At 61.9% G+C, this 19,969-nt stretch carries 30 protein-coding genes and 1 pseudogene; 28 read left to right on the plus strand and 3 right to left on the minus strand.

The annotated features are described in order from the left end of the window. The first annotated feature begins 69 nt into the window (after positions 1-69). The gene (locus LHFGNBLO_RS22825) at positions 70-735 is read left to right on the plus strand and encodes an O-methyltransferase (protein ID WP_258601599.1); all 666 of its coding nucleotides are present in this window, start codon (positions 70-72) and stop codon (positions 733-735) included. A 27-nt stretch (positions 736-762) separates the two neighbouring features. On the opposite strand, the gene LHFGNBLO_RS22830 is transcribed toward LHFGNBLO_RS22825, so the two are convergent. The 3 genes from LHFGNBLO_RS22830 to LHFGNBLO_RS22840 form a co-directional block, all read right to left on the minus strand. Further along, on the minus strand, positions 763-1,698 hold the full coding sequence (locus LHFGNBLO_RS22830; RefSeq protein ID WP_258601600.1) for a Gfo/Idh/MocA family protein: 936 nt from the start codon (positions 1,696-1,698) through the stop codon (positions 763-765). 76 nt (positions 1,699-1,774) lie between these two features. After that, the gene (locus LHFGNBLO_RS22835; RefSeq protein ID WP_258601601.1) at positions 1,775-2,887 is read right to left on the minus strand and encodes a PLP-dependent cysteine synthase family protein; all 1,113 of its coding nucleotides are present in this window, start codon (positions 2,885-2,887) and stop codon (positions 1,775-1,777) included. A 23-nt stretch (positions 2,888-2,910) separates the two neighbouring features. Next, the gene (locus LHFGNBLO_RS22840; RefSeq protein ID WP_258601602.1) at positions 2,911-3,192 is read right to left on the minus strand and encodes a transcriptional regulator; all 282 of its coding nucleotides are present in this window, start codon (positions 3,190-3,192) and stop codon (positions 2,911-2,913) included. 499 nt (positions 3,193-3,691) lie between these two features. On the opposite strand from LHFGNBLO_RS22840, the gene rpsL reads away from it, so the two are divergent. From rpsL to LHFGNBLO_RS22975, 27 genes and pseudogenes are all read left to right on the plus strand, one after another. Next, positions 3,692-4,063, plus strand: coding sequence for a 30S ribosomal protein S12 (gene rpsL, locus LHFGNBLO_RS22845; RefSeq protein ID WP_006333356.1), 372 nt, complete (start codon positions 3,692-3,694; stop codon positions 4,061-4,063). A 61-nt stretch (positions 4,064-4,124) separates the two neighbouring features. After that, the gene (gene rpsG, locus LHFGNBLO_RS22850) at positions 4,125-4,595 is read left to right on the plus strand and encodes a 30S ribosomal protein S7 (protein WP_008875664.1); all 471 of its coding nucleotides are present in this window, start codon (positions 4,125-4,127) and stop codon (positions 4,593-4,595) included. Positions 4,596-4,625: 30 nt separating this feature from the next. Next, complete coding sequence (gene fusA, locus LHFGNBLO_RS22855; RefSeq protein ID WP_258601603.1) at positions 4,626-6,716, plus strand: elongation factor G; 2,091 nt, start codon at positions 4,626-4,628, stop codon at positions 6,714-6,716. A gap of 67 nt (positions 6,717-6,783) precedes the next feature. Beyond that, on the plus strand, positions 6,784-7,959 hold the full coding sequence (gene tuf / locus LHFGNBLO_RS22860; RefSeq protein WP_095090666.1) for an elongation factor Tu: 1,176 nt from the start codon (positions 6,784-6,786) through the stop codon (positions 7,957-7,959). A 69-nt stretch (positions 7,960-8,028) separates the two neighbouring features. Continuing rightward, on the plus strand, positions 8,029-8,337 hold the full coding sequence (gene rpsJ / locus LHFGNBLO_RS22865) for a 30S ribosomal protein S10 (protein ID WP_010909272.1): 309 nt from the start codon (positions 8,029-8,031) through the stop codon (positions 8,335-8,337). 63 nt (positions 8,338-8,400) lie between these two features. Next, positions 8,401-9,129 (plus strand): 50S ribosomal protein L3, encoded by a 729-nt coding sequence (gene rplC, locus LHFGNBLO_RS22870; RefSeq protein ID WP_258601604.1) that lies wholly within the window; start codon positions 8,401-8,403, stop codon positions 9,127-9,129. After that, a complete protein-coding gene (gene rplD, locus LHFGNBLO_RS22875) occupies positions 9,129-9,749 on the plus strand; it encodes a 50S ribosomal protein L4 (RefSeq protein WP_258601605.1) in 621 nt (206 codons plus the stop codon). The genes rplC and rplD overlap by 1 nt, the downstream gene beginning before the upstream one ends. Then, a complete protein-coding gene (locus tag LHFGNBLO_RS22880; protein WP_023757976.1) occupies positions 9,746-10,039 on the plus strand; it encodes a 50S ribosomal protein L23 in 294 nt (97 codons plus the stop codon). The genes rplD and LHFGNBLO_RS22880 overlap by 4 nt, the downstream gene beginning before the upstream one ends. Positions 10,040-10,061: 22 nt before the next feature. Continuing rightward, complete coding sequence (gene rplB / locus LHFGNBLO_RS22885) at positions 10,062-10,895, plus strand: 50S ribosomal protein L2 (RefSeq protein WP_195174889.1); 834 nt, start codon at positions 10,062-10,064, stop codon at positions 10,893-10,895. Between the two features lie 16 nt (positions 10,896-10,911). After that, positions 10,912-11,190, plus strand: coding sequence for a 30S ribosomal protein S19 (rpsS, locus tag LHFGNBLO_RS22890; protein ID WP_006205463.1), 279 nt, complete (start codon positions 10,912-10,914; stop codon positions 11,188-11,190). Between the two features lie 2 nt (positions 11,191-11,192). Further along, positions 11,193-11,582 (plus strand): 50S ribosomal protein L22, encoded by a 390-nt coding sequence (rplV, locus tag LHFGNBLO_RS22895; RefSeq protein WP_006205462.1) that lies wholly within the window; start codon positions 11,193-11,195, stop codon positions 11,580-11,582. Then, a complete protein-coding gene (gene rpsC / locus LHFGNBLO_RS22900; protein WP_258601606.1) occupies positions 11,582-12,310 on the plus strand; it encodes a 30S ribosomal protein S3 in 729 nt (242 codons plus the stop codon). The genes rplV and rpsC overlap by 1 nt, the downstream gene beginning before the upstream one ends. A gap of 27 nt (positions 12,311-12,337) precedes the next feature. Beyond that, positions 12,338-12,751 carry a 50S ribosomal protein L16 gene (gene rplP / locus LHFGNBLO_RS22905; protein ID WP_013531427.1) on the plus strand — a complete coding sequence of 138 codons (414 nt, stop codon included), beginning with the start codon at positions 12,338-12,340 and terminating at the stop codon, positions 12,749-12,751. A 13-nt stretch (positions 12,752-12,764) separates the two neighbouring features. Continuing rightward, complete coding sequence (rpmC, locus tag LHFGNBLO_RS22910; protein WP_006205459.1) at positions 12,765-12,965, plus strand: 50S ribosomal protein L29; 201 nt, start codon at positions 12,765-12,767, stop codon at positions 12,963-12,965. An 11-nt stretch (positions 12,966-12,976) separates the two neighbouring features. Next, positions 12,977-13,216 (plus strand): 30S ribosomal protein S17, encoded by a 240-nt coding sequence (rpsQ, locus tag LHFGNBLO_RS22915; RefSeq protein ID WP_010909280.1) that lies wholly within the window; start codon positions 12,977-12,979, stop codon positions 13,214-13,216. A gap of 72 nt (positions 13,217-13,288) precedes the next feature. Continuing rightward, positions 13,289-13,657 carry a 50S ribosomal protein L14 gene (rplN, locus tag LHFGNBLO_RS22920; protein ID WP_006205457.1) on the plus strand — a complete coding sequence of 123 codons (369 nt, stop codon included), beginning with the start codon at positions 13,289-13,291 and terminating at the stop codon, positions 13,655-13,657. A gap of 12 nt (positions 13,658-13,669) precedes the next feature. After that, the gene (gene rplX, locus LHFGNBLO_RS22925; RefSeq protein ID WP_013531428.1) at positions 13,670-13,984 is read left to right on the plus strand and encodes a 50S ribosomal protein L24; all 315 of its coding nucleotides are present in this window, start codon (positions 13,670-13,672) and stop codon (positions 13,982-13,984) included. Then, the gene (gene rplE, locus LHFGNBLO_RS22930) at positions 13,977-14,576 is read left to right on the plus strand and encodes a 50S ribosomal protein L5 (protein WP_095089681.1); all 600 of its coding nucleotides are present in this window, start codon (positions 13,977-13,979) and stop codon (positions 14,574-14,576) included. The genes rplX and rplE overlap by 8 nt, the downstream gene beginning before the upstream one ends. A 27-nt stretch (positions 14,577-14,603) precedes the next feature. Next, positions 14,604-14,909: a 30S ribosomal protein S14 gene (rpsN, locus tag LHFGNBLO_RS22935; protein ID WP_258601607.1), complete on the plus strand. Its 306-nt coding sequence runs from the start codon at positions 14,604-14,606 to the stop codon at positions 14,907-14,909. 12 nt (positions 14,910-14,921) lie between these two features. Beyond that, positions 14,922-15,320 carry a 30S ribosomal protein S8 gene (gene rpsH, locus LHFGNBLO_RS22940; RefSeq protein WP_006205453.1) on the plus strand — a complete coding sequence of 133 codons (399 nt, stop codon included), beginning with the start codon at positions 14,922-14,924 and terminating at the stop codon, positions 15,318-15,320. A 96-nt stretch (positions 15,321-15,416) separates the two neighbouring features. After that, positions 15,417-15,950: a 50S ribosomal protein L6 gene (gene rplF / locus LHFGNBLO_RS22945; protein WP_258601608.1), complete on the plus strand. Its 534-nt coding sequence runs from the start codon at positions 15,417-15,419 to the stop codon at positions 15,948-15,950. 87 nt (positions 15,951-16,037) lie between these two features. Next, positions 16,038-16,397: a 50S ribosomal protein L18 gene (gene rplR, locus LHFGNBLO_RS22950; protein WP_258601609.1), complete on the plus strand. Its 360-nt coding sequence runs from the start codon at positions 16,038-16,040 to the stop codon at positions 16,395-16,397. Positions 16,398-16,477: 80 nt separating this feature from the next. Further along, on the plus strand, positions 16,478-17,041 hold the full coding sequence (gene rpsE, locus LHFGNBLO_RS22955; protein WP_006333394.1) for a 30S ribosomal protein S5: 564 nt from the start codon (positions 16,478-16,480) through the stop codon (positions 17,039-17,041). Positions 17,042-17,065: 24 nt separating this feature from the next. Next, positions 17,066-17,264, plus strand: a pseudogene (gene rpmD / locus LHFGNBLO_RS22960) (50S ribosomal protein L30). Between the two features lie 22 nt (positions 17,265-17,286). Next, on the plus strand, positions 17,287-17,760 hold the full coding sequence (rplO, locus tag LHFGNBLO_RS22965) for a 50S ribosomal protein L15 (protein ID WP_258601610.1): 474 nt from the start codon (positions 17,287-17,289) through the stop codon (positions 17,758-17,760). 193 nt (positions 17,761-17,953) lie between these two features. Then, a complete protein-coding gene (gene secY / locus LHFGNBLO_RS22970; protein WP_258601611.1) occupies positions 17,954-19,294 on the plus strand; it encodes a preprotein translocase subunit SecY in 1,341 nt (446 codons plus the stop codon). Continuing rightward, positions 19,291-19,887: an adenylate kinase gene (locus LHFGNBLO_RS22975; protein ID WP_258601612.1), complete on the plus strand. Its 597-nt coding sequence runs from the start codon at positions 19,291-19,293 to the stop codon at positions 19,885-19,887. The genes secY and LHFGNBLO_RS22975 overlap by 4 nt, the downstream gene beginning before the upstream one ends. Positions 19,888-19,969: the final 82 nt, after the last annotated feature.

Below are 19,969 nucleotides of genomic sequence, written 5' to 3' on the forward strand. Positions count from 1 at the left end.
AGAAGAAGGAAAAGGGGCCCAAGCGGCCCCTTTTCGCATTTTGGTCTCATTGGATCGGAGAAGAAAACGATGAGCAGGAAGACATGGGCGGCTGTCGACGACTACATCGTCGACAGCCTGTTTGCAGCGGATCCGGCGCTCGATGCCGTTTTGGCAGCCAACACCGAGCAAGGCCCGCCGGCGATCGACGTGTCGCCGGCGCAAGGCAAGATGCTGTCACTGCTGGCGCGCATTCAGGGCGCGAAGAAGATTCTGGAAATCGGCACGCTCGGTGGCTATTCGACGATCTGGATGGCGCGCGCCTTGCCGGCAGGCGGCAAGATCGTGACGCTCGAACTCGATCCACACCACGCAAAGGTCGCGCGCTCGAACTTCGAGCGGGCAGGGGTTTCGGCGCGGGTCGACCTGCGGCTCGGGCCGGCGCTGCAATCGCTTGTGGCGCTGGGTGCCGAAAATGCCGGACCGTTTGACCTCGTCTTCATCGACGCCGACAAGCCGAACAACCCGAACTATCTGTCATGGGCGATGCGACTTTCAAGGCCGGGAACGGTCATCGTCTGTGACAACGTCATCCGCGACGGCGCCGTGCTCGAAGAGGATGGCCATGACGCCAACGTCGAAGGCGCACGCGCTGCGTTCTCATTCATCGGTAGCGACAAGCGTCTGGACGGCACCGCCATCCAGACTGTTGGCGCCAAGGGCTATGACGGCTTTGCAATCGCGATCGTAAACTGAGGGTCGAGCGGACCGAACAGTTCCTGTTCAGTCGAAAAACGCTTCCACAATATTGCGCTTGCCGAGCATGAAGGCGTCGGCGACATGCTGAAGGGGCGCGAGATCGACATCGGAGACGCCGGCGCGCACGATCTCGGCAAAGCGCTTGTAGAGCATGGGGTATTCGGCTTCCGGCTCGTCATGAACGATGCGGCCGTCGACGGCGAGCTTCGAGCCGCCGCCCGAAAGCACCATCTGTCCGGCTTCCGTATCGGCGAGGATGTCCCAGCTCTGTGGGCCGGTCTGCAACCAGTCGAGTTCCATCGCCACCGGCAAGCCGTTCGAGGTGCGGAAGGTGACGTGGGCGGCGACGGGTGCAGCGCGGTTCTCGGGGAAATCGAGGATCGCCGAGGTGATGAACATCGCTGGCAAAATGTGGGTCACGATCGACAGCGCATTGATGCCGGGATCGAAGACGCCGAAGCCACCCGGAGCCCAGATCCACTCCTGGTTCGGGTGCCAGCGGCGCACATCTTCCTTCCAGTTGATGGCGGCCGACCTGATCCTGGTCGAGCCGAGGAAGGCGCGCGCGGCTTCCACCGCCGGCGCGTAACGCGAATGCCAGCTGGCGAACAGCGAGACGCCATTGGCTGCCGCCAGCGTCTTCAGGTCTTCGACCTCGCTGACCGTGGCGCCCGGCGGCTTTTCCAGAAACACATGTTTCTTCGCCTCCAGCGCCGTACGCGCGGCGTCGTAGCGGAATTGCGGCGGCATGCAGAGCGACACGGCCTCAAGCTCCGGCACCGCGTCGAGCATCGCTTCGATGGTTGGAAAGTTCGGAATGTCGTCCACCTTGCCATGTCGGCTGGCGGCGGCGGTGAGGCGATAGTTCGGGTCCTTCGCCACGGCAGGCAGGTGTTGGTCGCGGACGATCTTTCCCACTCCGACAATGCCGAGCTTGATGGGATCGCTATTCAAGGACATGGGGGCTCCGCGGATTGGAAAATGCGCCTGGTTCTTAACAGAACGTCTGTGACGGGCAAGCGGTGGGCAAGACGCTTCAGCCCCGGCTTTCCTGGAATTCCAGTGCCAGTCCTTTGCCCGTGAGAAACGCCTCGATCGCCGGTTCGAAAGGCGAGGGGTCCAGGCCGTTCGCCTTCAGCCATTCGTCGGAATAATAAGTGTTGGCGTAGCGCTCGCCGGAATCGCAGATCAGCGTTATCAGCGAACCGGTCTCGCCCGCCGCGATCATGCGCGCGGCGTGAAAGCACATGGCGATGAAGTTGGTGCCGGTCGAGCCGCCGACACGGCGTCCAAGGTGGCGCGACAAGACACGCATCGCTGGAAGCGACACCGCGTCGGGTATCCTCAGCATATGATCGATGACGCCGGGCACGAAAGACGGCTCGACGCGCGGCCGGCCAATGCCTTCGATCCGCGACGGCTGCTCGCAGCGGCAATCAGTGTCATGGGTGGCAAAACCATCGAAGAAGGCGGAACGCTCGACATCGGCGACCGACAGTCGTGTCGCATGCTGCTTGTAACGCAGATAGCGGCCGATCGTGGCCGTGGTGCCGCCGGTGCCGGCGCTCATCACGATCCATGCCGGGATCGGGTGACGCTCCTCGCGCATCTGCCCGAAAATGGATTCGGCAATGTTGTTATTGCCGCGCCAGTCGGTCGCTCGCTCGGCATGGGTGAACTGGTCCATGAAATGACCGCAGAGCCGGACGGTCAGTTCGGCGGATTCGGTATAGATTCGCCGGCCATCGTCGATGAAGTGACAATTGCCGCCATAGTGCTCGATGGCGGCGATCTTTTCGGGCGAGGTGGAGCGCGGCATCACGGCATAGAACGGCACGCCGATCATGCGGGCGAAGTAGGCCTCTGACACAGCCGTCGAGCCGGAGGAGGCCTCGATCACCGGCGCGCCTTCGCGGATATGGCCGTTGCACAGCGCATAAAGGAAGAGCGAGCGCGCCAGCCGGTGTTTCAGGCTGCCGGTCGGATGTGTCGACTCATCCTTGAGGTAGAAGTCGATGCCGGCAAGCGCCGGCAGATCGAGCTTCCACAGATGGGTGTCGGCCGAACGGTGCTGGTCAGCCTCGATTGCGGCGACCGCCCTGTCGGCCCAGGCGCGGGATGAAGGTTGCGCCGCTTTTGACTTGACCATGGTGCCTCCCGATCGGCCTCGTCTCAAATCGCCACGTCGAAAGTGACGATCGACACTTCGCCTTCGAGCGCGCCCTGGAAGGCCGACAGATGCGGCTCTTCGTCGGGGACGCCGTCCATGTCGCCGATCTGGTCGAGCTCGACCTCGACATAGCCTTCGGCCGCAAGCGATTCGAGTGTCCGGCGCACCGCCGAATCGTCGTCGGGCGCGACCAGCATGACGTGGACGCCTTCCGGCTTGCCGCCCTTCCGCTTCCACACCCGGCCGGTGATGATGGTGACCGGGCGCTCCTCATTGTCGTTCACGGGCTGATTCCTCTTGGCAAAGGGATTGGGGTGGGCGAGGGGATTTGGGCTGTTCATGCCGCCTTTTCGCATGAAGCATGGCCGTGCGACAGCCGAAAGCCATTCACTTTGCTAAAGGCTTGGCACTTTCTTCCTCGTCCTTGCAAAATGGCGAAAGAAAATTACATGCGTTTTTCGCATGGCTGCCAAGCCTTGGTTTGCGCGCAATATTTGGCGCTCCGGGGTTGACGGTTCGCGGGGTTACGAGTAGAAGCCGGCCAGTCAGAACCGATGTGAGGCTTTCCCTTCCGAAGCGACACGCTTTGGAGTTTGCCTCAAACAGGGTTCGTTTTACGAGCGAAAAGACATTTCCGGCGTGCACGAAGCGGCTTCCGCTTCCTCTGCCATTTGTTCGGGCAAGACCGCGAGGCGCGGTTTATGGCCCGAATTTGCGTATGGAAATGACGCTTTGAGCGGCCCTGACCGGGCGAGACACGGAATTGAGAGACAAGAGGGTTTAATGCCTACCGTCAACCAGCTGATCCGCAAGCCGCGCATTGCGCCGGTGAAGCGCAACAAGGTCCCGGCCATGCAGCAGAACCCGCAGAAGCGGGGCGTCTGCACGCGCGTCTATACAACGACGCCGAAGAAGCCGAACTCGGCGCTGCGCAAGGTGGCCAAGATCCGCCTGACCAATGGTTTTGAAGTGATCGGTTACATCCCCGGCGAAGGTCACAACCTTCAGGAACACTCCGTGGTGATGATCCGTGGCGGCCGCGTCAAGGATCTTCCGGGCGTCCGCTATCACATCATTCGCGGCGTGCTCGACACGCAGGGTGTGAAGAACCGCAAGCAGCGCCGTTCGAAATACGGTGCCAAGCGTCCGAAGTAAGGTTTTCCGGCTTCGGCGCTTTTTTGACAGCGTCGGGCTATGAGATTGAGAGACAAAAGCCATGTCCCGTCGTCACAGTGCAGAAAAGCGTGAGATCAATCCGGACCCGAAGTTCGGCGATCTGATCGTTACCAAGTTCATGAACGCCGTCATGTATGACGGCAAGAAGTCGGTTGCCGAGACCATCGTCTACGGCGCGCTCGACCAGGTTCAGTCCAAGACCAAGCAGGAGCCGGTCACCGTCTTCCATCAGGCGCTCGACAATGTCGCGCCGCATGTGGAAGTGCGTTCGCGCCGCGTCGGCGGCGCCACCTACCAGGTTCCGGTCGACGTGCGCCCCGAGCGCCGTCAGGCATTGGCCATCCGCTGGCTGATCGCTGCTGCGCGCAACCGCAACGAGACCACGATGGTCGACCGCCTCTCCGGCGAGCTGATGGACGCGGCCAACAACCGCGGCACCGCCGTCAAGAAGCGTGAAGACACCCACAAGATGGCGGAAGCCAACCGCGCTTTCGCGCACTACCGCTGGTAAAGCGCGAACGAGACTGAAGAGGCACCTACCATGGCCCGCGAATATAAAATCGAAGACTACCGCAATTTCGGTATCATGGCGCATATCGACGCCGGCAAGACGACGACCACCGAGCGCGTCCTCTATTACACGGGCAAGTCGCACAAGATCGGCGAAGTCCATGACGGCGCTGCCACCATGGATTGGATGGAGCAGGAGCAGGAACGCGGCATCACGATCACGTCGGCCGCGACCACGACCTTCTGGAAGGGTCGCAGCGGCAAGATGTACCGCTTCAACATCATCGACACCCCCGGCCACGTCGACTTCACCATTGAAGTCGAGCGTTCGCTGCGCGTGCTCGACGGCGCCATTGCGCTGCTCGATGCCAATGCCGGTGTTGAGCCGCAGACGGAGACCGTCTGGCGCCAGGCCGACAAGTACCGCGTTCCGCGCATGATCTTCTGCAACAAGATGGACAAGATCGGCGCCGACTTCTACCGCTCGGTAGAGATGATCGGTTCGCGCCTCGGCGCGCATGCCGTCGTCATGCAGTTGCCGATCGGTGCCGAGACCGAATTCAAGGGCGTTGTCGACCTCGTCGAGATGAACGCGCTGGTCTGGCGCGACGAGACGCTGGGCGCTGCCTGGGACGTCGTCGAGATCCCTGCGGACCTTAAGGCACGTGCGGAAGAATACCGCGAGAAGATGATCGAGGCCGCCGTCGAAATGGACGAGACGGCGCTTGAGAATTATCTCGAAGGCAAGATGCCGTCGAATGACGAGATCCGCGCGCTGATCCGCAAGGGCACCATCGCGGTGAAATTCTACCCGATGTTCTGCGGCTCGGCCTTCAAGAACAAGGGCGTGCAGCCGCTGCTCGACGCCGTCGTAGAATACCTGCCGTCGCCGGCCGATGTTCCGGCCATCAAGGGCGTCGACGCCAAGACCGACGTCGAGATCGAGCGTCATGCCGACGACAACGAGCCGCTGTCGATGCTCGCCTTCAAGATTATGAACGACCCGTTCGTCGGTTCGCTGACCTTTGCCCGCATCTATTCGGGCAAGCTCACCAAGGGCATCTCGGTGGACAACACCGTGAAGGGCAAGAAAGAGCGCATCGGCCGCATGCTGCAGATGCATGCGAATTCGCGCGCCGACGTCGAAGAGGCTTTTGCCGGCGACATCGTTGCCCTGGCTGGTCTCAAGGATACGACCACGGGCGACACGCTCAGTGATCCGCTGCATCCGGTCATCCTCGAGCGCATGGAATTCCCCGATCCGGTCATCCAGATTGCCATCGAGCCGAAGACCAAGAACGACCAGGAAAAGATGGGCCTCGCCCTTCACCGCCTGGCCGCCGAGGATCCGTCCTTCCGCGTCAAGACCGACGAGGAAAGCGGCCAGACGATCATTTCCGGCATGGGCGAACTTCACCTCGACATCATCGTCGACCGCATGCGCCGCGAGTTCAAGGTCGAGGCCAATGTCGGCGCTCCGCAGGTTGCCTATCGCGAGACGATCACCCGCAAGCACGAGCAGGACTACACGCACAAGAAGCAGACCGGCGGTACCGGTCAGTTCGCCCGCGTCAAGATCCTCTTTGAGCCGAATCCGGAAAGCAGCGAATTCGAGTTCGAAACCAAGATCGTCGGCGGCGCCGTGCCGAAGGAATACATCCCGGGTGTCGAAAAGGGCATCAACAGCGTCATGTCGTCGGGTCCGTTCGCCGGCTTCCCGATGATTGGTGTCAAGGCGACGCTGATCGATGGCGCCTACCACGACGTGGACTCCAGCGTTCTGGCTTTCGAAATCGCCGGCCGTGCCTGCTTCCGTGAAGCGGCGCCCAAGCTTGGCGTGCAGTTGCTCGAGCCGATCATGAAGGTCGAAGTGGTGACGCCGGAAGATTACGTCGGCAGCGTCATTGGCGATCTGAACGGCCGTCGTGGCCAGATCCAGGGCCAGGAAGCGCGTGGCGTGGCGGTGGTTATCAACGCGATGGTGCCGCTCGCCAACATGTTCAAGTACGTCGATAACCTGCGCTCGATGAGCCAGGGCCGCGCGGCCTACACGATGCAGTTCGATCACTACGAGCCGGTGCCTACGGCGGTGGCGACGGAAGTTCAGAAGAAATACGCGTAACCCTCGAGGGTTGCAGCAGTAACCTAAATTCAAAGCCCGCACGGGCGAGCAGGAATGGAGACATCACATGGCAAAAGGTAAATTCGAGCGTAACAAGCCTCATGTGAACATTGGCACGATTGGCCACGTCGATCATGGCAAGACGTCGCTGACGGCGGCGATCACCAAGTATTTTGGCGAATACAAGCGCTACGACCAGATCGATGCGGCGCCGGAAGAGAAGGCCCGCGGCATCACCATTTCGACGGCTCACGTCGAGTACGAGACGGCTGCCCGCCACTATGCCCACGTCGACTGCCCCGGCCACGCCGACTATGTGAAGAACATGATCACCGGTGCCGCGCAGATGGACGGCGCGATCCTGGTCGTGTCGGCCGCCGACGGCCCGATGCCGCAGACCCGCGAGCACATCCTGCTTGCCCGTCAGGTCGGCGTGCCGTCGATCGTGGTGTTCCTGAACAAGGTCGACCAGGTCGACGACGCCGAGCTGCTCGAACTGGTCGAGCTCGAGGTTCGTGAGCTTCTGACCAAGAACGAGTTCCCCGGCGACGACATTCCGATCGTCAAGGGTTCGGCACTTGCGGCTCTTGAAGATTCGGACAAGAAGATCGGCGAAGACGCGATCCGCGAGCTGATGGCTGCGGTCGATGCCTACATCCCGACGCCGGTTCGCCCGCTCGACAAGCCGTTCCTGATGCCGATCGAAGACGTGTTCTCGATCTCGGGCCGCGGCACGGTCGTGACCGGCCGCGTCGAGCGCGGCGTGGTCAAGGTCGGCGAGGAGCTGGAGATCATCGGCATCCGTCCGACGACCAAGACGACCTGCACGGGCGTCGAGATGTTCCGCAAGCTGCTCGACCAGGGCCAGGCCGGCGACAACATCGGTGCGCTGCTGCGCGGTGTCGATCGTGAAGGTGTCGAGCGCGGCCAGGTTCTGGCCAAGCCCGGTACGGTCAAGCCGCACAAGAAGTTCGTGGCCGAAGCCTACATCCTGACCAAGGACGAAGGTGGCCGTCACACGCCGTTCTTCACCAACTACCGTCCGCAGTTCTATTTCCGTACGACGGACGTGACCGGCATCGTGTCGCTGCCGGAAGGCACCGAAATGGTGATGCCGGGCGACAACATCACGGTCGATGTCGAGCTGATCGTGCCGATCGCCATGGAAGAGAAGCTGCGCTTCGCCATCCGTGAAGGCGGCCGCACCGTCGGTGCCGGCATCGTCGTCACCATCAAAGAGTAACTTGGACTTAAACCGATCTGTCGCGGGCGCAGGATATGCCCGCGCCGCGCCAGAACAAGGAAGTGACGCATGAACGGACAGAATATCCGCATCCGCCTGAAGGCGTTTGATCACCGCGTGCTCGACGCCTCGACGAAGGAAATCGTGTCGACGGCCAAGCGCACCGGTGCCAACGTCCGCGGCCCCATTCCGCTGCCGACGCGGATCGAAAAGTTCACGGTCAACCGGTCGCCTCACGTCGACAAGAAGAGCCGCGAGCAGTTCGAGATGCGCACGCACAAGCGTCTGCTCGACATCGTCGATCCGACCCCGCAGACGGTCGATGCTTTGATGAAGCTCGATCTGGCTGCCGGTGTCGACGTCGAGATCAAGCTCTAAGGAACGAGAGCGAGCGAGGAAGGGGCGGTGCCCCTGGCCCGGAACTCTAAAGGAATTGAACCGATGCGTTCAGGTGTGATTGCAAAGAAGGTGGGAATGACCCGCATCTATAACGATGCCGGGGAACATGTTCCCGTCACCGTTCTCCAGATGGAGAACTGCCAGGTCGTGGCGCAGCGCACGCAGGAGAAGAACGGCTATACCGCCGTCCAGCTCGGCGTTGGCCTTGCCAAGGTGAAGAACACGTCGAAGGCGATGCGCGGCCATTTCGCGACCGCTTCCGTCGAGCCTAAGGCCAAGGTTGCCGAGTTCCGTGTCTCCGCCGACAACATGATCGATGTTGGCGCCGAGATCACCGTCGAGCATTACGTTCCCGGCCAGAAGGTCGATGTGACGGGCACGACGATCGGCAAGGGTTTTCAGGGCGTCATCAAGCGCCACCACATGGGTGGTGGCCGCGCGACGCACGGTAACTCGGTTTCTCACCGTACGCACGGTTCGACTGGCCAGCGCCAGGACCCGGGCAAGGTGTTCAAGGGCAAGCATATGGCTGGCCACATGGGCGACACCCGCGTCACCACGCAGAATGTCGAGATCGTTTCGACCGACGCCGATCGCGGCCTGATCCTGATCCGCGGTGCGGTTCCTGGTTCGAAGGGCGCCTGGATCCTGGTCCGCGACGCGGCCAAGGTTGCGCTGCCGGCCAATGCGCCGAAGCCTGCCGCGATCCGTGCGGTTGCTGCCGAAAGTGTCGCCAAGAACGATGCCCCGGCCACAGAGGGAGCGGAATAATGGACCTCAAGATCACAACGCTTGGCGGCAAGGACGCCGGCAAGGTGAAACTCTCCGAGGAGATTTTCGGCCTTGATCCGCGCGAGGACATCCTGCAGCGCGTCGTGCGCTGGCAGCTCGCCAAGAAGCAGCAGGGCACGCACAAGGCCAAGGGTCGCGCCGAGATCGCACGCACCGGCGCCAAGATGTACAAGCAGAAGGGTACGGGCCGCGCCCGTCACCATTCGGCACGCGCTCCGCAGTTCCGCGGCGGCGGCAAGGCTCACGGCCCGGTCGTTCGCAGCCATGAGCACGACCTGCCGAAGAAGGTTCGTGCGCTCGGCCTCAAGCATGCTCTCTCGGCCAAGGCCAAGAGCGCGTCGATCATCATCATCGACGAGTTGAAGCTGACCGAGGCCAAGACAAAGGCGCTGATCGCGAATTTCGCGACGCTGGGCCTGACCAACGCCCTGGTGATCGGCGGCGCCGAGCTTGACAAGAACTTCAAGCTGGCAGCGACGAACATCCCGAACATCGACGTGCTGCCCATCCAGGGCATCAACGTCTACGACATTCTGCGCCGCGGCACGCTGGTCCTTTCGAAGGCCGCCGTCGAGGCTCTCGAGGAGCGCTTCAAATGACCGACCTTCGTCACTACGACGTGATCGTCTCGCCGGCGATCACCGAAAAGTCGACCATGGCCTCCGAGCAGAACCAGGTCGTCTTCAACGTCGCCAAGAAGGCGTCGAAGCCGGAAATCAAGGCCGCCGTCGAAGCGCTGTTCGGCGTCAAGGTGATGGCCGTGAACACGCTTGTCCGCAAGGGCAAGATCAAGCGCTTCCGTGGCACGGTTGGCCGCCAGAGCGACGTCAAGAAGGCGATTGTGACGCTGGCCGACGGCCAGTCGATCGACGTCGCGACGGGTCTCTGAGCAAGGCCGCGAGGACAGAAACATGGCACTGAAAAAATTCAACCCAGTAACGCCGAGCACCCGCCAGCTGGTCATCGTCGACCGCTCGGGCCTCTACAAGGGCAAGCCCGTCAAGGGCCTGACCGAAGGCCTGACCAAGTCGGGCGGCCGCAACAACTACGGTCGCATCACGGCTCGCTTCATCGGCGGCGGTCACAAGCGTTCGTACCGCATCATCGACTTCAAGCGCCGCAAGTTCGACGTCGTCGGCACGGTCGAGCGTATTGAGTACGATCCGAACCGCACCGCCTTCATCGCGCTGATCAAGTACGACGATGGCGAGCTGTCCTACATCATCGCCCCGCAGCGTCTGGCTCCCGGCGACAAGATCGTGGCCGGCGAATCGGTCGACGTGAAGCCGGGCAATGCGATGCCGCTGGCCTCGATGCCGGTCGGCACGATCGTCCACAACATCGAGCTGAAGCCGGGCAAGGGCGCCCAGGTTGCCCGTTCTGCCGGCGGCTATGGCCAGCTGGTCGGTCGTGACCAGGGCATGGCCATCCTGCGCCTCAACTCTGGTGAGCAGCGCGTCGTGCACGGTTCGTGCATGGCCACTGTCGGCGCTGTGTCCAATCCGGACCACGGCAACATCAATGACGGCAAGGCCGGTCGCACCGTCTGGCGTGGCAAGCGCCCGCACAATCGCGGCGTGACCATGAACCCGGTCGACCATCCACACGGCGGCGGCGAAGGCCGCACCTCGGGTGGCCGCCATCCGGTTTCGCCCTGGGGCAAGCCGACCAAGGGCAAGAAGACGCGGTCCAACAAGGCGACCGACAAGTTCATCCTGCGCTCGCGCCATCAGCGCAAGAGCTAAGAAGAGGTAACGCCAAGTGACTCGTTCGATTTGGAAAGGCCCCTTCATTGACGGCTACCTTCTCAAGAAGGTGGACAAGGTTCGTGAAGGTGGTCGCAATGAGGTGATCAAGATGTGGAGCCGTCGCTCCACCATCCTGCCGCAGTTCGTCGGCTTCACCTTCGGTGTCTACAACGGCCAGAAGCATGTTCCCGTTTCGGTGAACGAGGACATGGTCGGTCACAAGTTCGGTGAATTCGCTCCGACCCGGACCTATTACGGTCACGGCGCGGATAAGAAGGCGAAGAGGAAATAATCATGGGCAAGGCCAAAGCTCCGCGCAGGCTTGCTGACAACGAAGCGCGCGCCGTATTGCGCACGATCCGTATCAGCCCGCAGAAGCTGAACCTCGTTGCCGCGCTGATCCGCGGCAAGAAGGTCGCGACAGCGCTTTCCGACCTCGAATTCTCGGCCAAGCGGATTTCCGGCACGGTCAAGAAGACGCTGGAATCGGCGATCGCCAACGCGGAAAACAACCACGACCTCGACGTCGATGCGCTGATCGTGGCGGAAGCCTATGTCGGCAAGTCGATCGTCATGAAGCGGTTCCATGCCCGTGGCCGTGGTCGCGCCAGCCGTATCGAGAAGCCGTTCTCGCACCTCACGATCGTCGTTCGTGAAGTCGAAGAAAAAGGGGAGGCCGCATAATGGGCCAGAAAGTCAATCCGATCGGTCTGCGCCTCGGCATCAACCGCACCTGGGATTCGCGCTGGTTCGCGAACACCGGCGAGTACGGGAAGCTGTTGCACGAGGACATCAAGATCCGCAAGTATCTTGAGAAGGAACTCAAGCAGGCTGCGATTTCGAAGGTCGTAATCGAGCGTCCGCACAAGAAGTGCCGCGTCACCATCCATGCGGCACGCCCGGGTCTGATCATCGGCAAGAAGGGCGCCGACATCGAGAAGCTTCGCAAGAAGCTGATGGAGATGACGAAGTCCGAGACGCACCTCAACATCGTCGAAGTGCGCAAGCCCGAGATCGACGCGACCCTGGTCGCTCAGTCGATCGCCCAGCAGCTCGAGCGCCGCATCGCGTTCCGTCGCGCCATGAAGCGCGCCGTGCAGTCGGCGATGCGCCTCGGTGCCGAAGGCATCCGCATCAACTGCGCCGGCCGTCTCGGCGGCGCCGAGATTGCGCGCATGGAATGGTACCGCGAAGGCCGCGTGCCGCTGCATACGCTGCGCGCCGATGTCGACTACGGCACGGCCGAGGCGCATACGGCGTACGGCATCTGCGGCGTCAAGGTCTGGGTGTTCAAGGGCGAGATCCTCGAGCATGACCCAATGGCTTCGGAGCGCCGCGCCACCGAAGGCGATCATGCGCATGGCGGTGGTGGTGGTGAGCGCGAACGCGGCCGCCGTCGCGAAAACGCGTAAGACATTTGAGAATTTGGAGTTAGAACGATGCTGCAGCCAAAGCGCACAAAGTTCCGCAAGCAGTTCAAGGGCCGCATCCATGGTACCGCCAAGGGCGGCACCAACCTGGATTTCGGTGGTTTCGGGCTGAAGGCGCTTGAGCCGAACCGCGTCACCGCACGTGAGATCGAGGCGGCCCGCCGCGCGATCACTCGCGAGATGAAGCGCGCCGGCCGTGTCTGGATCCGTATTTTCCCGGACGTGCCGGTCACTTCGAAGCCGACCGAAGTCCGCATGGGTAAGGGCAAGGGCGCGGTCGACTACTGGGCGGCGCGCGTCAAGCCGGGCCGCATCATGTTCGAGATCGACGGCGTCAACGAGGAAACGGCCCGTGAGGCGTTGCGTCTCGGCGCGGCCAAGCTCTCGGTCAAGACGCGCTTCGTGCAGCGCATCGCAGAATAAGGACGGGCTGATCATGAAAGCCGAAGACATCCGGACCAAGACCCAGGACCAGCTGACCGACGACCTGGCCAGCCTGAAGAAGGAGCAGTTCAACCTGCGCTTCCAGAAGGCCACCGGCCAGCTCGAGAAGACCGCGCGCGTGAGGCAGGTCCGCAAGGACATTGCGCGTATCAAGACCATCGCTGCGGAAAAGTCCGCGGCCAAGAAGGCTTAAGGACGAAAACCATGCCAAAGCGCATTCTGCAGGGCACCGTCGTCAGCGACAAGAACGAGAAGACGGTTGTCGTCAAGGTCGAACGGCGCTTCACGCATCCCGTGATGAAGAAGACCGTGCGCATGACCAAGAAGTACAAGGCGCACGACGAGAACAACGCCCACAAGGTTGGCGATCAGGTGTTCATCCAGGAATCGAAGCCGATTTCCAAGGACAAGCGCTGGATCGTCGTATCCTCGGATCAGGCGTAAACAAACGAATTTTGGACAGACCGGGGAGGGGCTTCGAGCCCGTCCCGCTAGAAGAGAAGAAGGCGGCCAGTCATGATTCAGATGCAAACAAACCTCGACGTCGCGGATAATTCCGGCGCCCGTCGTGTCATGTGCATCAAGGTGCTGGGCGGCTCGAAGCGGAAATACGCTTCCGTGGGCGACATCATCGTGGTGTCGATCAAGGAAGCCATCCCGCGCGGCCGCGTGAAGAAGGGCGATGTGATGAAGGCGGTCGTGGTTCGCACGGCCAAGGACATCCGCCGCCCGGACGGCAGCGTGATCCGTTTCGACAAGAACGCAGCCGTTCTCGTCGACAACAAGAAAGAGCCGATCGGCACGCGTATCTTCGGACCGGTTCCGCGCGAACTCCGCGCCAAGAACCACATGAAGATCATCTCGCTCGCGCCTGAAGTGCTGTAAGGAGCCGGACCAATGCAGAAGATTAGAAAAGGCGACAAGGTCGTCGTGCTGGCCGGCAAGGACAAGGGCCGTTCGGGCGAAGTCCTCTCGGTACAGCCGAAGGAAGACACCGCGCTGGTGCGCGGCGTCAACATGATCCGTCGTCACCAGAAGCAGTCCCAGTCCCAAGAGGGCGGGATCATCACCAAGGAAGCGCCGATCCAGCTGTCGAACATCGCGCTGGCCGACCCCAAGGATGGCAAGCCGACCCGCGTCGGTTTCATCTTCCAGAAGGACGGCAAGAAGGTGCGCGTCGCCAAGCGCTCGGGAGAAGTCATCAATGGCTAAGGCTCAAACCACGAAGCCCAAGGCTGAAAGCAAGCAGTCCAAGGCCCAGAACACGCCGCGTCTCAAGCAGGTCTACAACGAGACCATCCGCAAGGCGCTGCAGGAGCAGTTCGGCTACGACAATGAGATGCAGGTTCCGCGCATCGACAAGATCGTGCTGAACATGGGCGTTGGCGAAGCGACTGGCGATTCGAAGAAGCCTTCGATCGCAGCGGAAGACCTGGCGATGATCGCCGGCCAGAAGGCCGTCGTCACCCGCGCCCGCAACTCGATCGCCGGCTTCAAGGTCCGCGAGAAGATGCCGATCGGCGCCAAGGTCACGCTGCGCAAGGAACGCATGTACGAGTTCCTCGACCGTCTCGTGAACATCGCGCTGCCGCGCGTCCGCGACTTCCGCGGACTGAATCCGAAGAGCTTCGATGGCCGTGGCAACTATGCCATGGGCATTAAGGAACACATCGTGTTCCCGGAGATCAACTACGACAAGGTTGATCAGATCTGGGGCATGGACGTCATCGTTTGTACGACTGCGAAGACGGACGACGAAGCCAGGGCATTGCTCAAGGCCTTCAACTTCCCCTTCCGCCAGTAACGGCAGCGAGAAAAGGAAAAATCTGAAATGGCAAAGACCAGCTCAGTCGAGAAGAACAACAGGCGCCGCAAGCTTGTGGACCAGTACGCTGCAAGGCGTAAGGCCCTCAAGGCGATCATCATGGATCAGTCCAAGCCGATGGAGGAGCGCTTCCGCGCCCAGCTGAAGCTTGCGGCGATGCCGCGCAACTCGGCCAAGATCCGCATCCGTAACCGCTGCGAAGTCACCGGACGTCCGCGTGCCTACTATCGCAAGCTCAAAGTATCGCGCATCGCGCTCCGTGATCTCGGCAATAACGGCCAGATCCCGGGCCTGGTCAAGTCGAGCTGGTAAGGAGGACATAACATGTCATTGAGCGATCCTCTCGGCGATATGCTGACCCGCATCCGCAACGCCTATGGCCGCAAGAAGTCGAGCGTTTCGACGCCGGCGTCGCGCCTGCGTACCCGCGTCCTCGACGTGCTGAAGGCTGAAGGCTATATCCGCGACTACAGCCAGACCGACTTCGACAACGGCAAGTCCGAAATCGAGATCGAGCTGAAGTATTTCGACGGAGCGCCGGTCGTGCGCGAAATCGCCCGTGTCTCGAAGCCGGGCCGTCGCGTCTACGTTTCGGCCAAGTCGATCCCGCACGTCGCCAACGGCCTCGGCATCGCCATCCTTTCGACACCGAAGGGCGTGATGGCCGACCACGAAGCACGCGAACAGAATGTCGGCGGCGAAATCCTCTGCCAGATTTTCTAATTCGGCAGCGTGATCCCGAAAAGTGGAATCCGGTTTTCGGGCAAGATCACGCTCGAAACAGAGACCTGAAACAAGAGAAGTGACGAGGACAACAAAATGTCTCGTATTGGAAAGAAACCCGTTTCGCTGCCCCAGGGCGTGACCGCGACCGTCAACGGCCAGACCGTGACGGCGAAGGGCCCCAAGGGCGAGCTGAAGTTTGTGGTGAACGAAGAAGTGCTGGTCAAGATGGAAGGCAGCGAGATCGCTGTCCAGCCGCGCGACCAGACCAAGACCGCCCGCTCCAAGTGGGGCATGTCGCGCACGCAGATCGTCAACATCCTGCAAGGCGTCAAGGACGGTTTTGAAAAGAAGCTTGAGATCACCGGCGTCGGCTATCGCGCCGCCATGCAGGGCAAGAACCTGCAGCTGGCGCTTGGCTTCAGCCATGACGTCGTCTACGAGACGCCGGCCGGTATCACCATCACCGTGCCGAAGCCGACGGAGATCACCGTGACCGGCATCGACAAGCAGATGGTCGGCCAGGTCGCCGCCGAGATCCGCGAGTATCGCGGTCCCGAGCCCTACAAGGGCAAGGGCGTCCGCTATGCCGGCGAGAAGATCGTCCGCAAGGAAGGCAAGAAGAAGTAATTGTAACGCCGCGGGGAGCGGTCGCGGGAGGCGCTTTCGCCTACCGCATATGGCGGCCCCCGTTTTTTGAAGGCAAGGAAGACTATCATGGGTACCAAGGAATCCACGCAGCGCCGCGCGCAGCGCGTTCGCCGCCAGATCAAGAAGGTCGCCGGCGACCGCCCGCGTTTGTCCGTTCACCGCACGTCGAAGAACATCTACGTGCAGGTCATCGACGACGCCAAGGGCCACACCATCGCCGCCGCCTCGACGCTCGAGAAGGACCTCAAGGGTTCGCTCAAGACCGGCGCTGACACCGCGGCTGCGGCTGCGATCGGCAAGCTGATCGCCGAGCGTGCTTCGAAGGCCGGCGTCAAGGAAGTCGTCTTCGACCGTGGCGCCTACATCTACCACGGCCGCGTCAAGGCGCTGGCTGAAGCTGCCCGTGAAGGCGGTCTTAGCTTCTAAAAACTTTCGCCCCCGGTAACCCACAGAGGTGCCGGATCTTATCAGCAACCGTGCTTCCGGAAAAAAACAAGGAACAGGATATGGCACAGGAACGTAGGGATGGCGGCCGCGGCCGTGATCGCGAAGAGCGCGACGACGGCATGGTGGACAAGCTCGTCCACATCAACCGCGTCGCCAAGGTCGTCAAGGGCGGCCGTCGCTTCGGTTTTGCAGCACTCGTCGTCGTCGGCGACCAGAAGGGCCGCGTCGGCTTTGGTCACGGCAAGGCGCGCGAAGTGCCTGAGGCGATCCGCAAGGCGACCGAATCGGCAAAGCGCGACATGATCTTCGTGCCGCTGCGCTCGGGTCGCACGCTGCACCACGACGTCGAAGGACGCTGGGGCGCGGGACGCGTTCTGCTGCGCGCTGCCAAGCAAGGTACCGGCATCATCGCCGGCGGCCCGATGCGCGCCGTCTTCGAGACGCTCGGCATGCATGACGTGGTTGCCAAGTCGATGGGTTCGTCGAACCCGTACAACATGGTTCGCGCCACTTTCGACGCGCTGAAGAGCCAGATGCATCCCAAGGATGTGGCTGCTGCGCGCGGCATCAAGTATTCGACCCTTCAGGCCCGGCGCGGCACCGCCGTTGCGGCTGAAGAATAGTCGATCTGACCAGGGATTTTGACCATGGCCAAGAAAGCAACCAAGACCGTCACCGTTGAGCAGATCGGTTCGCCGATCCGCCGGCCGAAGGAGCAGCGGGCAACGCTGGTCGGCCTCGGCCTCAACAAGATGCACAAGCAGCGCACGTTGGAGGACACTCCTTCCGTGCGCGGCATGATCGCTGCCGTCGCAGCATCTCGTCCGCGTCGTGGACGAGGGCTGAGCAAAAGCGCAGGAGAACCCAGATGAAACTCAACGATCTGCGTGACAAGGACGGCGCGACGCATTCCAAGAAGCGTCTCGGCCGTGGCATTGGCTCCGGCTCGGGCAAGACCGCCGGTCGCGGCGTCAAGGGCCAGAAGGCGCGCTCCGGCGTTGCCATCAACGGCTTCGAGGGTGGCCAGATGCCGCTCTACCGGCGCCTGCCGAAGCGCGGCTTCAACAACATCTTTGCGAAGAGCTTCACCGTCGTGTCGCTGGCTCGCATCCAGGTTGCGCTCGACGCCAAGAAGCTCGATGCCAAGGCGACCGTGACCGCCGAAGCGCTGGTTGCGGCCGGCGTCATCCGCCGCGTCAAGGACGGCGTGCGCATCCTCTCCGACGGTGACATCAAGGCGAAGCTCACCTTCGACGTTGCCGGCGCCTCCAAGGCTGCGATCGAGAAGATCGAAAAGGCCGGCGGTTCGGTCAAGCTGCCGGAAAAGGCAGCCGCCGAGTAACAGCAATTTGAAGCGCGATCGGCAAAGATGGTCCCCCGTTTTTGCCTTCGATCGCGCTTTGATCCAACCAATGTGGCGGCCGCGTCAACGCGGCCGCTTGCATGTTTGCAGTCCGGAGCTTATCTCGTGAGCTTCGGTGACACGCGCCGCCTGAGCTGCGGGCCATTGAGCGCGACCAAGCGGAGAATCAGGCATGGCTTCGGCTGCTGAACAACTAGCCTCGAATCTGAATTTCTCGGCCTTCGCCAAGGCGGAGGACCTGAAGAAGCGCATCTGGTTCACGATCGGCGCGTTGCTCGTCTACCGCCTCGGCACCTATATCCCGCTGCCCGGCATCAATCCTGACGCCTTCGCCCAGGCCTTCAATTCGCAGAGCAAGGGCGTGCTCGGCATGTTCAACATGTTTGCCGGCGGCGCCGTGCAGCGCATGGCGATCTTTGCCCTCGGCATCATGCCCTACATCTCGGCCTCCATCATCATGCAGCTGATGACCTCGGTCATCCCGTCGCTGGAAGCGCTGAAGAAGGAAGGCGAGCAAGGCCGCAAGATCATCAACCAGTACACGCGCTACGGCACCGTGCTGCTGGCGCTGGTCCAGGCCTATGGCATTTCGGTCGGACTTGAGGGCGGCAACGGCATCGTCAGCGATCCCGGCGTGTTCTTCCGCATCTCGACCATCGTCACGCTGGTCGGCGGCACCATGTTCCTGATGTGGCTCGGCGAGCAGATCACTGCGCGCGGCATCGGCAACGGTATTTCGCTGATCATCTTCTCCGGCATCGTCGCCGGCCTGCCGCACGCCATCTCCGGCACGCTGGAGCTAGGCCGCACCGGCGCGCTGTCGACGGGCCTCATCCTGGCGATCATCGTTCTGGCCGTCGTCGTCATCGCCCTGATCGTGTTCTTCGAACGCGCCCAGCGCCGCCTGCTGATCCAGTATCCGAAGCGTCAGGTCGGCAACCGCATGTTCCAGGGCGATACCTCGCACCTGCCGCTGAAGCTCAACACGGCAGGCGTCATTCCGCCGATCTTCGCCTCGTCGCTGCTGTTGCTGCCGGCAACGGTCGCCGGCTTCTCGCAGACGACCAACATGCCTGCCTGGGCCAGCACCATTTTGGCGGCGCTCGGCCATGGCCAGCCGCTCTACATGGCTTTCTATGCGGCGATGATCGCGTTCTTCGCCTTCTTCTACACCGCGATCGTCTTCAATCCGAAGGACACAGCCGACCAGCTCAAGAAGCATTCCGGCTTTATCCCGGGTTACCGTCCGGGCGAGCGCACCGCCGATTACATCGACTATGTTCTCACCCGCATCACCGTCGTCGGCGCCACATATCTGGTGCTGGTGTGTCTGCTGCCCGAGTTCCTGATTTCAGCGACTGGCGTACCATTCTACCTTGGTGGCACATCGCTTCTGATCGTGGTCAGTGTAACGCTCGATACGGTGGCGCAGATCCAGGGTCACCTGATCGCGCACCAGTATGAGGGCCTGATCAAGAAGTCGAAGCTGCGCGGGGGGAAGAAGGGCAGATGAGGTTGATATTGCTTGGGCCGCCGGGGGCGGGCAAGGGGACGCAAGCACAAAGACTGGTAGAGAAACACGCCATACCCCAGCTTTCCACGGGGGACATGCTGCGTGCTGCCGTCCAGGCCGGCACGGAGGTCGGCAAGCGCGCCAAGGCGGTGATGGATGCCGGCGAACTGGTTTCCGACGCCATCGTCAATGCCATCGTGGCCGAGCGTATCGACCAGGCCGATTGCGCAAACGGCTTCATCCTCGACGGATACCCGCGAACCCTGGTGCAAGCCGACGCGGTTGAATCGATGCTCGCAGATCGTAGGCTCGCTCTCGACGCCGTCATCGAACTCGTCGTCGACGACAAGGCGCTCGTCGGTCGAATCGTCAAGCGTGCCGAAGAGGCGAAGGCCGCAGGCCAGCCGGTGCGCAAGGACGACAATCCGGTGGTGTTCGAAGAACGCCTGCGGGAGTACTACAAGAAAACCTCGCCGCTGATCGGCTACTACTACGCCAAGGGCAAACTCAGAGGCGTCGACGGCATGGCCGACATCGACGCGGTGACGGAGCAGATCGAAACGGTGCTCACGGCGGTCACACACGGAAAATAAACGATTGCGCTTGACTGGAGCGGTTCGCTGGGGTATGGCGGCCCGTCTTCCTATCAGGCATGAGGCTTGCTTGTCCGCAAGG

The organism is Mesorhizobium sp. AR10 (assembly GCF_024746795.1).
Lineage (GTDB): Bacteria > Pseudomonadota > Alphaproteobacteria > Rhizobiales > Rhizobiaceae > Mesorhizobium.

Excerpts from the sequence above, each read along its gene's own strand:
- LHFGNBLO_RS22825 (WP_258601599.1), top strand. The coding sequence starts at position 70 with ATGAGCAGGAAGACATGGGCGGCTGTCGACGACTACATCGTCGACAGC.
- LHFGNBLO_RS22830 (WP_258601600.1), bottom strand. The coding sequence starts at position 1,698 with ATGTCCTTGAATAGCGATCCCATCAAGCTCGGCATTGTCGGAGTGGGA.
- LHFGNBLO_RS22835 (WP_258601601.1), bottom strand. The coding sequence starts at position 2,887 with ATGGTCAAGTCAAAAGCGGCGCAACCTTCATCCCGCGCCTGGGCCGAC.
- rpsL (WP_006333356.1), top strand. The coding sequence starts at position 3,692 with ATGCCTACCGTCAACCAGCTGATCCGCAAGCCGCGCATTGCGCCGGTG.
- rpsG (WP_008875664.1), top strand. The coding sequence starts at position 4,125 with ATGTCCCGTCGTCACAGTGCAGAAAAGCGTGAGATCAATCCGGACCCG.
- fusA (WP_258601603.1), top strand. The coding sequence starts at position 4,626 with ATGGCCCGCGAATATAAAATCGAAGACTACCGCAATTTCGGTATCATG.
- tuf (WP_095090666.1), top strand. The coding sequence starts at position 6,784 with ATGGCAAAAGGTAAATTCGAGCGTAACAAGCCTCATGTGAACATTGGC.
- rpsJ (WP_010909272.1), top strand. The coding sequence starts at position 8,029 with ATGAACGGACAGAATATCCGCATCCGCCTGAAGGCGTTTGATCACCGC.
- rplC (WP_258601604.1), top strand. The coding sequence starts at position 8,401 with ATGCGTTCAGGTGTGATTGCAAAGAAGGTGGGAATGACCCGCATCTAT.
- rplD (WP_258601605.1), top strand. The coding sequence starts at position 9,129 with ATGGACCTCAAGATCACAACGCTTGGCGGCAAGGACGCCGGCAAGGTG.
- LHFGNBLO_RS22880 (WP_023757976.1), top strand. The coding sequence starts at position 9,746 with ATGACCGACCTTCGTCACTACGACGTGATCGTCTCGCCGGCGATCACC.
- rplB (WP_195174889.1), top strand. The coding sequence starts at position 10,062 with ATGGCACTGAAAAAATTCAACCCAGTAACGCCGAGCACCCGCCAGCTG.
- rplV (WP_006205462.1), top strand. The coding sequence starts at position 11,193 with ATGGGCAAGGCCAAAGCTCCGCGCAGGCTTGCTGACAACGAAGCGCGC.
- rpsC (WP_258601606.1), top strand. The coding sequence starts at position 11,582 with ATGGGCCAGAAAGTCAATCCGATCGGTCTGCGCCTCGGCATCAACCGC.
- rplP (WP_013531427.1), top strand. The coding sequence starts at position 12,338 with ATGCTGCAGCCAAAGCGCACAAAGTTCCGCAAGCAGTTCAAGGGCCGC.
- rpmC (WP_006205459.1), top strand. The coding sequence starts at position 12,765 with ATGAAAGCCGAAGACATCCGGACCAAGACCCAGGACCAGCTGACCGAC.
- rpsQ (WP_010909280.1), top strand. The coding sequence starts at position 12,977 with ATGCCAAAGCGCATTCTGCAGGGCACCGTCGTCAGCGACAAGAACGAG.
- rplN (WP_006205457.1), top strand. The coding sequence starts at position 13,289 with ATGATTCAGATGCAAACAAACCTCGACGTCGCGGATAATTCCGGCGCC.
- rplX (WP_013531428.1), top strand. The coding sequence starts at position 13,670 with ATGCAGAAGATTAGAAAAGGCGACAAGGTCGTCGTGCTGGCCGGCAAG.
- rplE (WP_095089681.1), top strand. The coding sequence starts at position 13,977 with ATGGCTAAGGCTCAAACCACGAAGCCCAAGGCTGAAAGCAAGCAGTCC.
- rpsN (WP_258601607.1), top strand. The coding sequence starts at position 14,604 with ATGGCAAAGACCAGCTCAGTCGAGAAGAACAACAGGCGCCGCAAGCTT.
- rpsH (WP_006205453.1), top strand. The coding sequence starts at position 14,922 with ATGTCATTGAGCGATCCTCTCGGCGATATGCTGACCCGCATCCGCAAC.
- rplF (WP_258601608.1), top strand. The coding sequence starts at position 15,417 with ATGTCTCGTATTGGAAAGAAACCCGTTTCGCTGCCCCAGGGCGTGACC.
- rplR (WP_258601609.1), top strand. The coding sequence starts at position 16,038 with ATGGGTACCAAGGAATCCACGCAGCGCCGCGCGCAGCGCGTTCGCCGC.
- rpsE (WP_006333394.1), top strand. The coding sequence starts at position 16,478 with ATGGCACAGGAACGTAGGGATGGCGGCCGCGGCCGTGATCGCGAAGAG.
- rplO (WP_258601610.1), top strand. The coding sequence starts at position 17,287 with ATGAAACTCAACGATCTGCGTGACAAGGACGGCGCGACGCATTCCAAG.
- secY (WP_258601611.1), top strand. The coding sequence starts at position 17,954 with ATGGCTTCGGCTGCTGAACAACTAGCCTCGAATCTGAATTTCTCGGCC.
- LHFGNBLO_RS22975 (WP_258601612.1), top strand. The coding sequence starts at position 19,291 with ATGAGGTTGATATTGCTTGGGCCGCCGGGGGCGGGCAAGGGGACGCAA.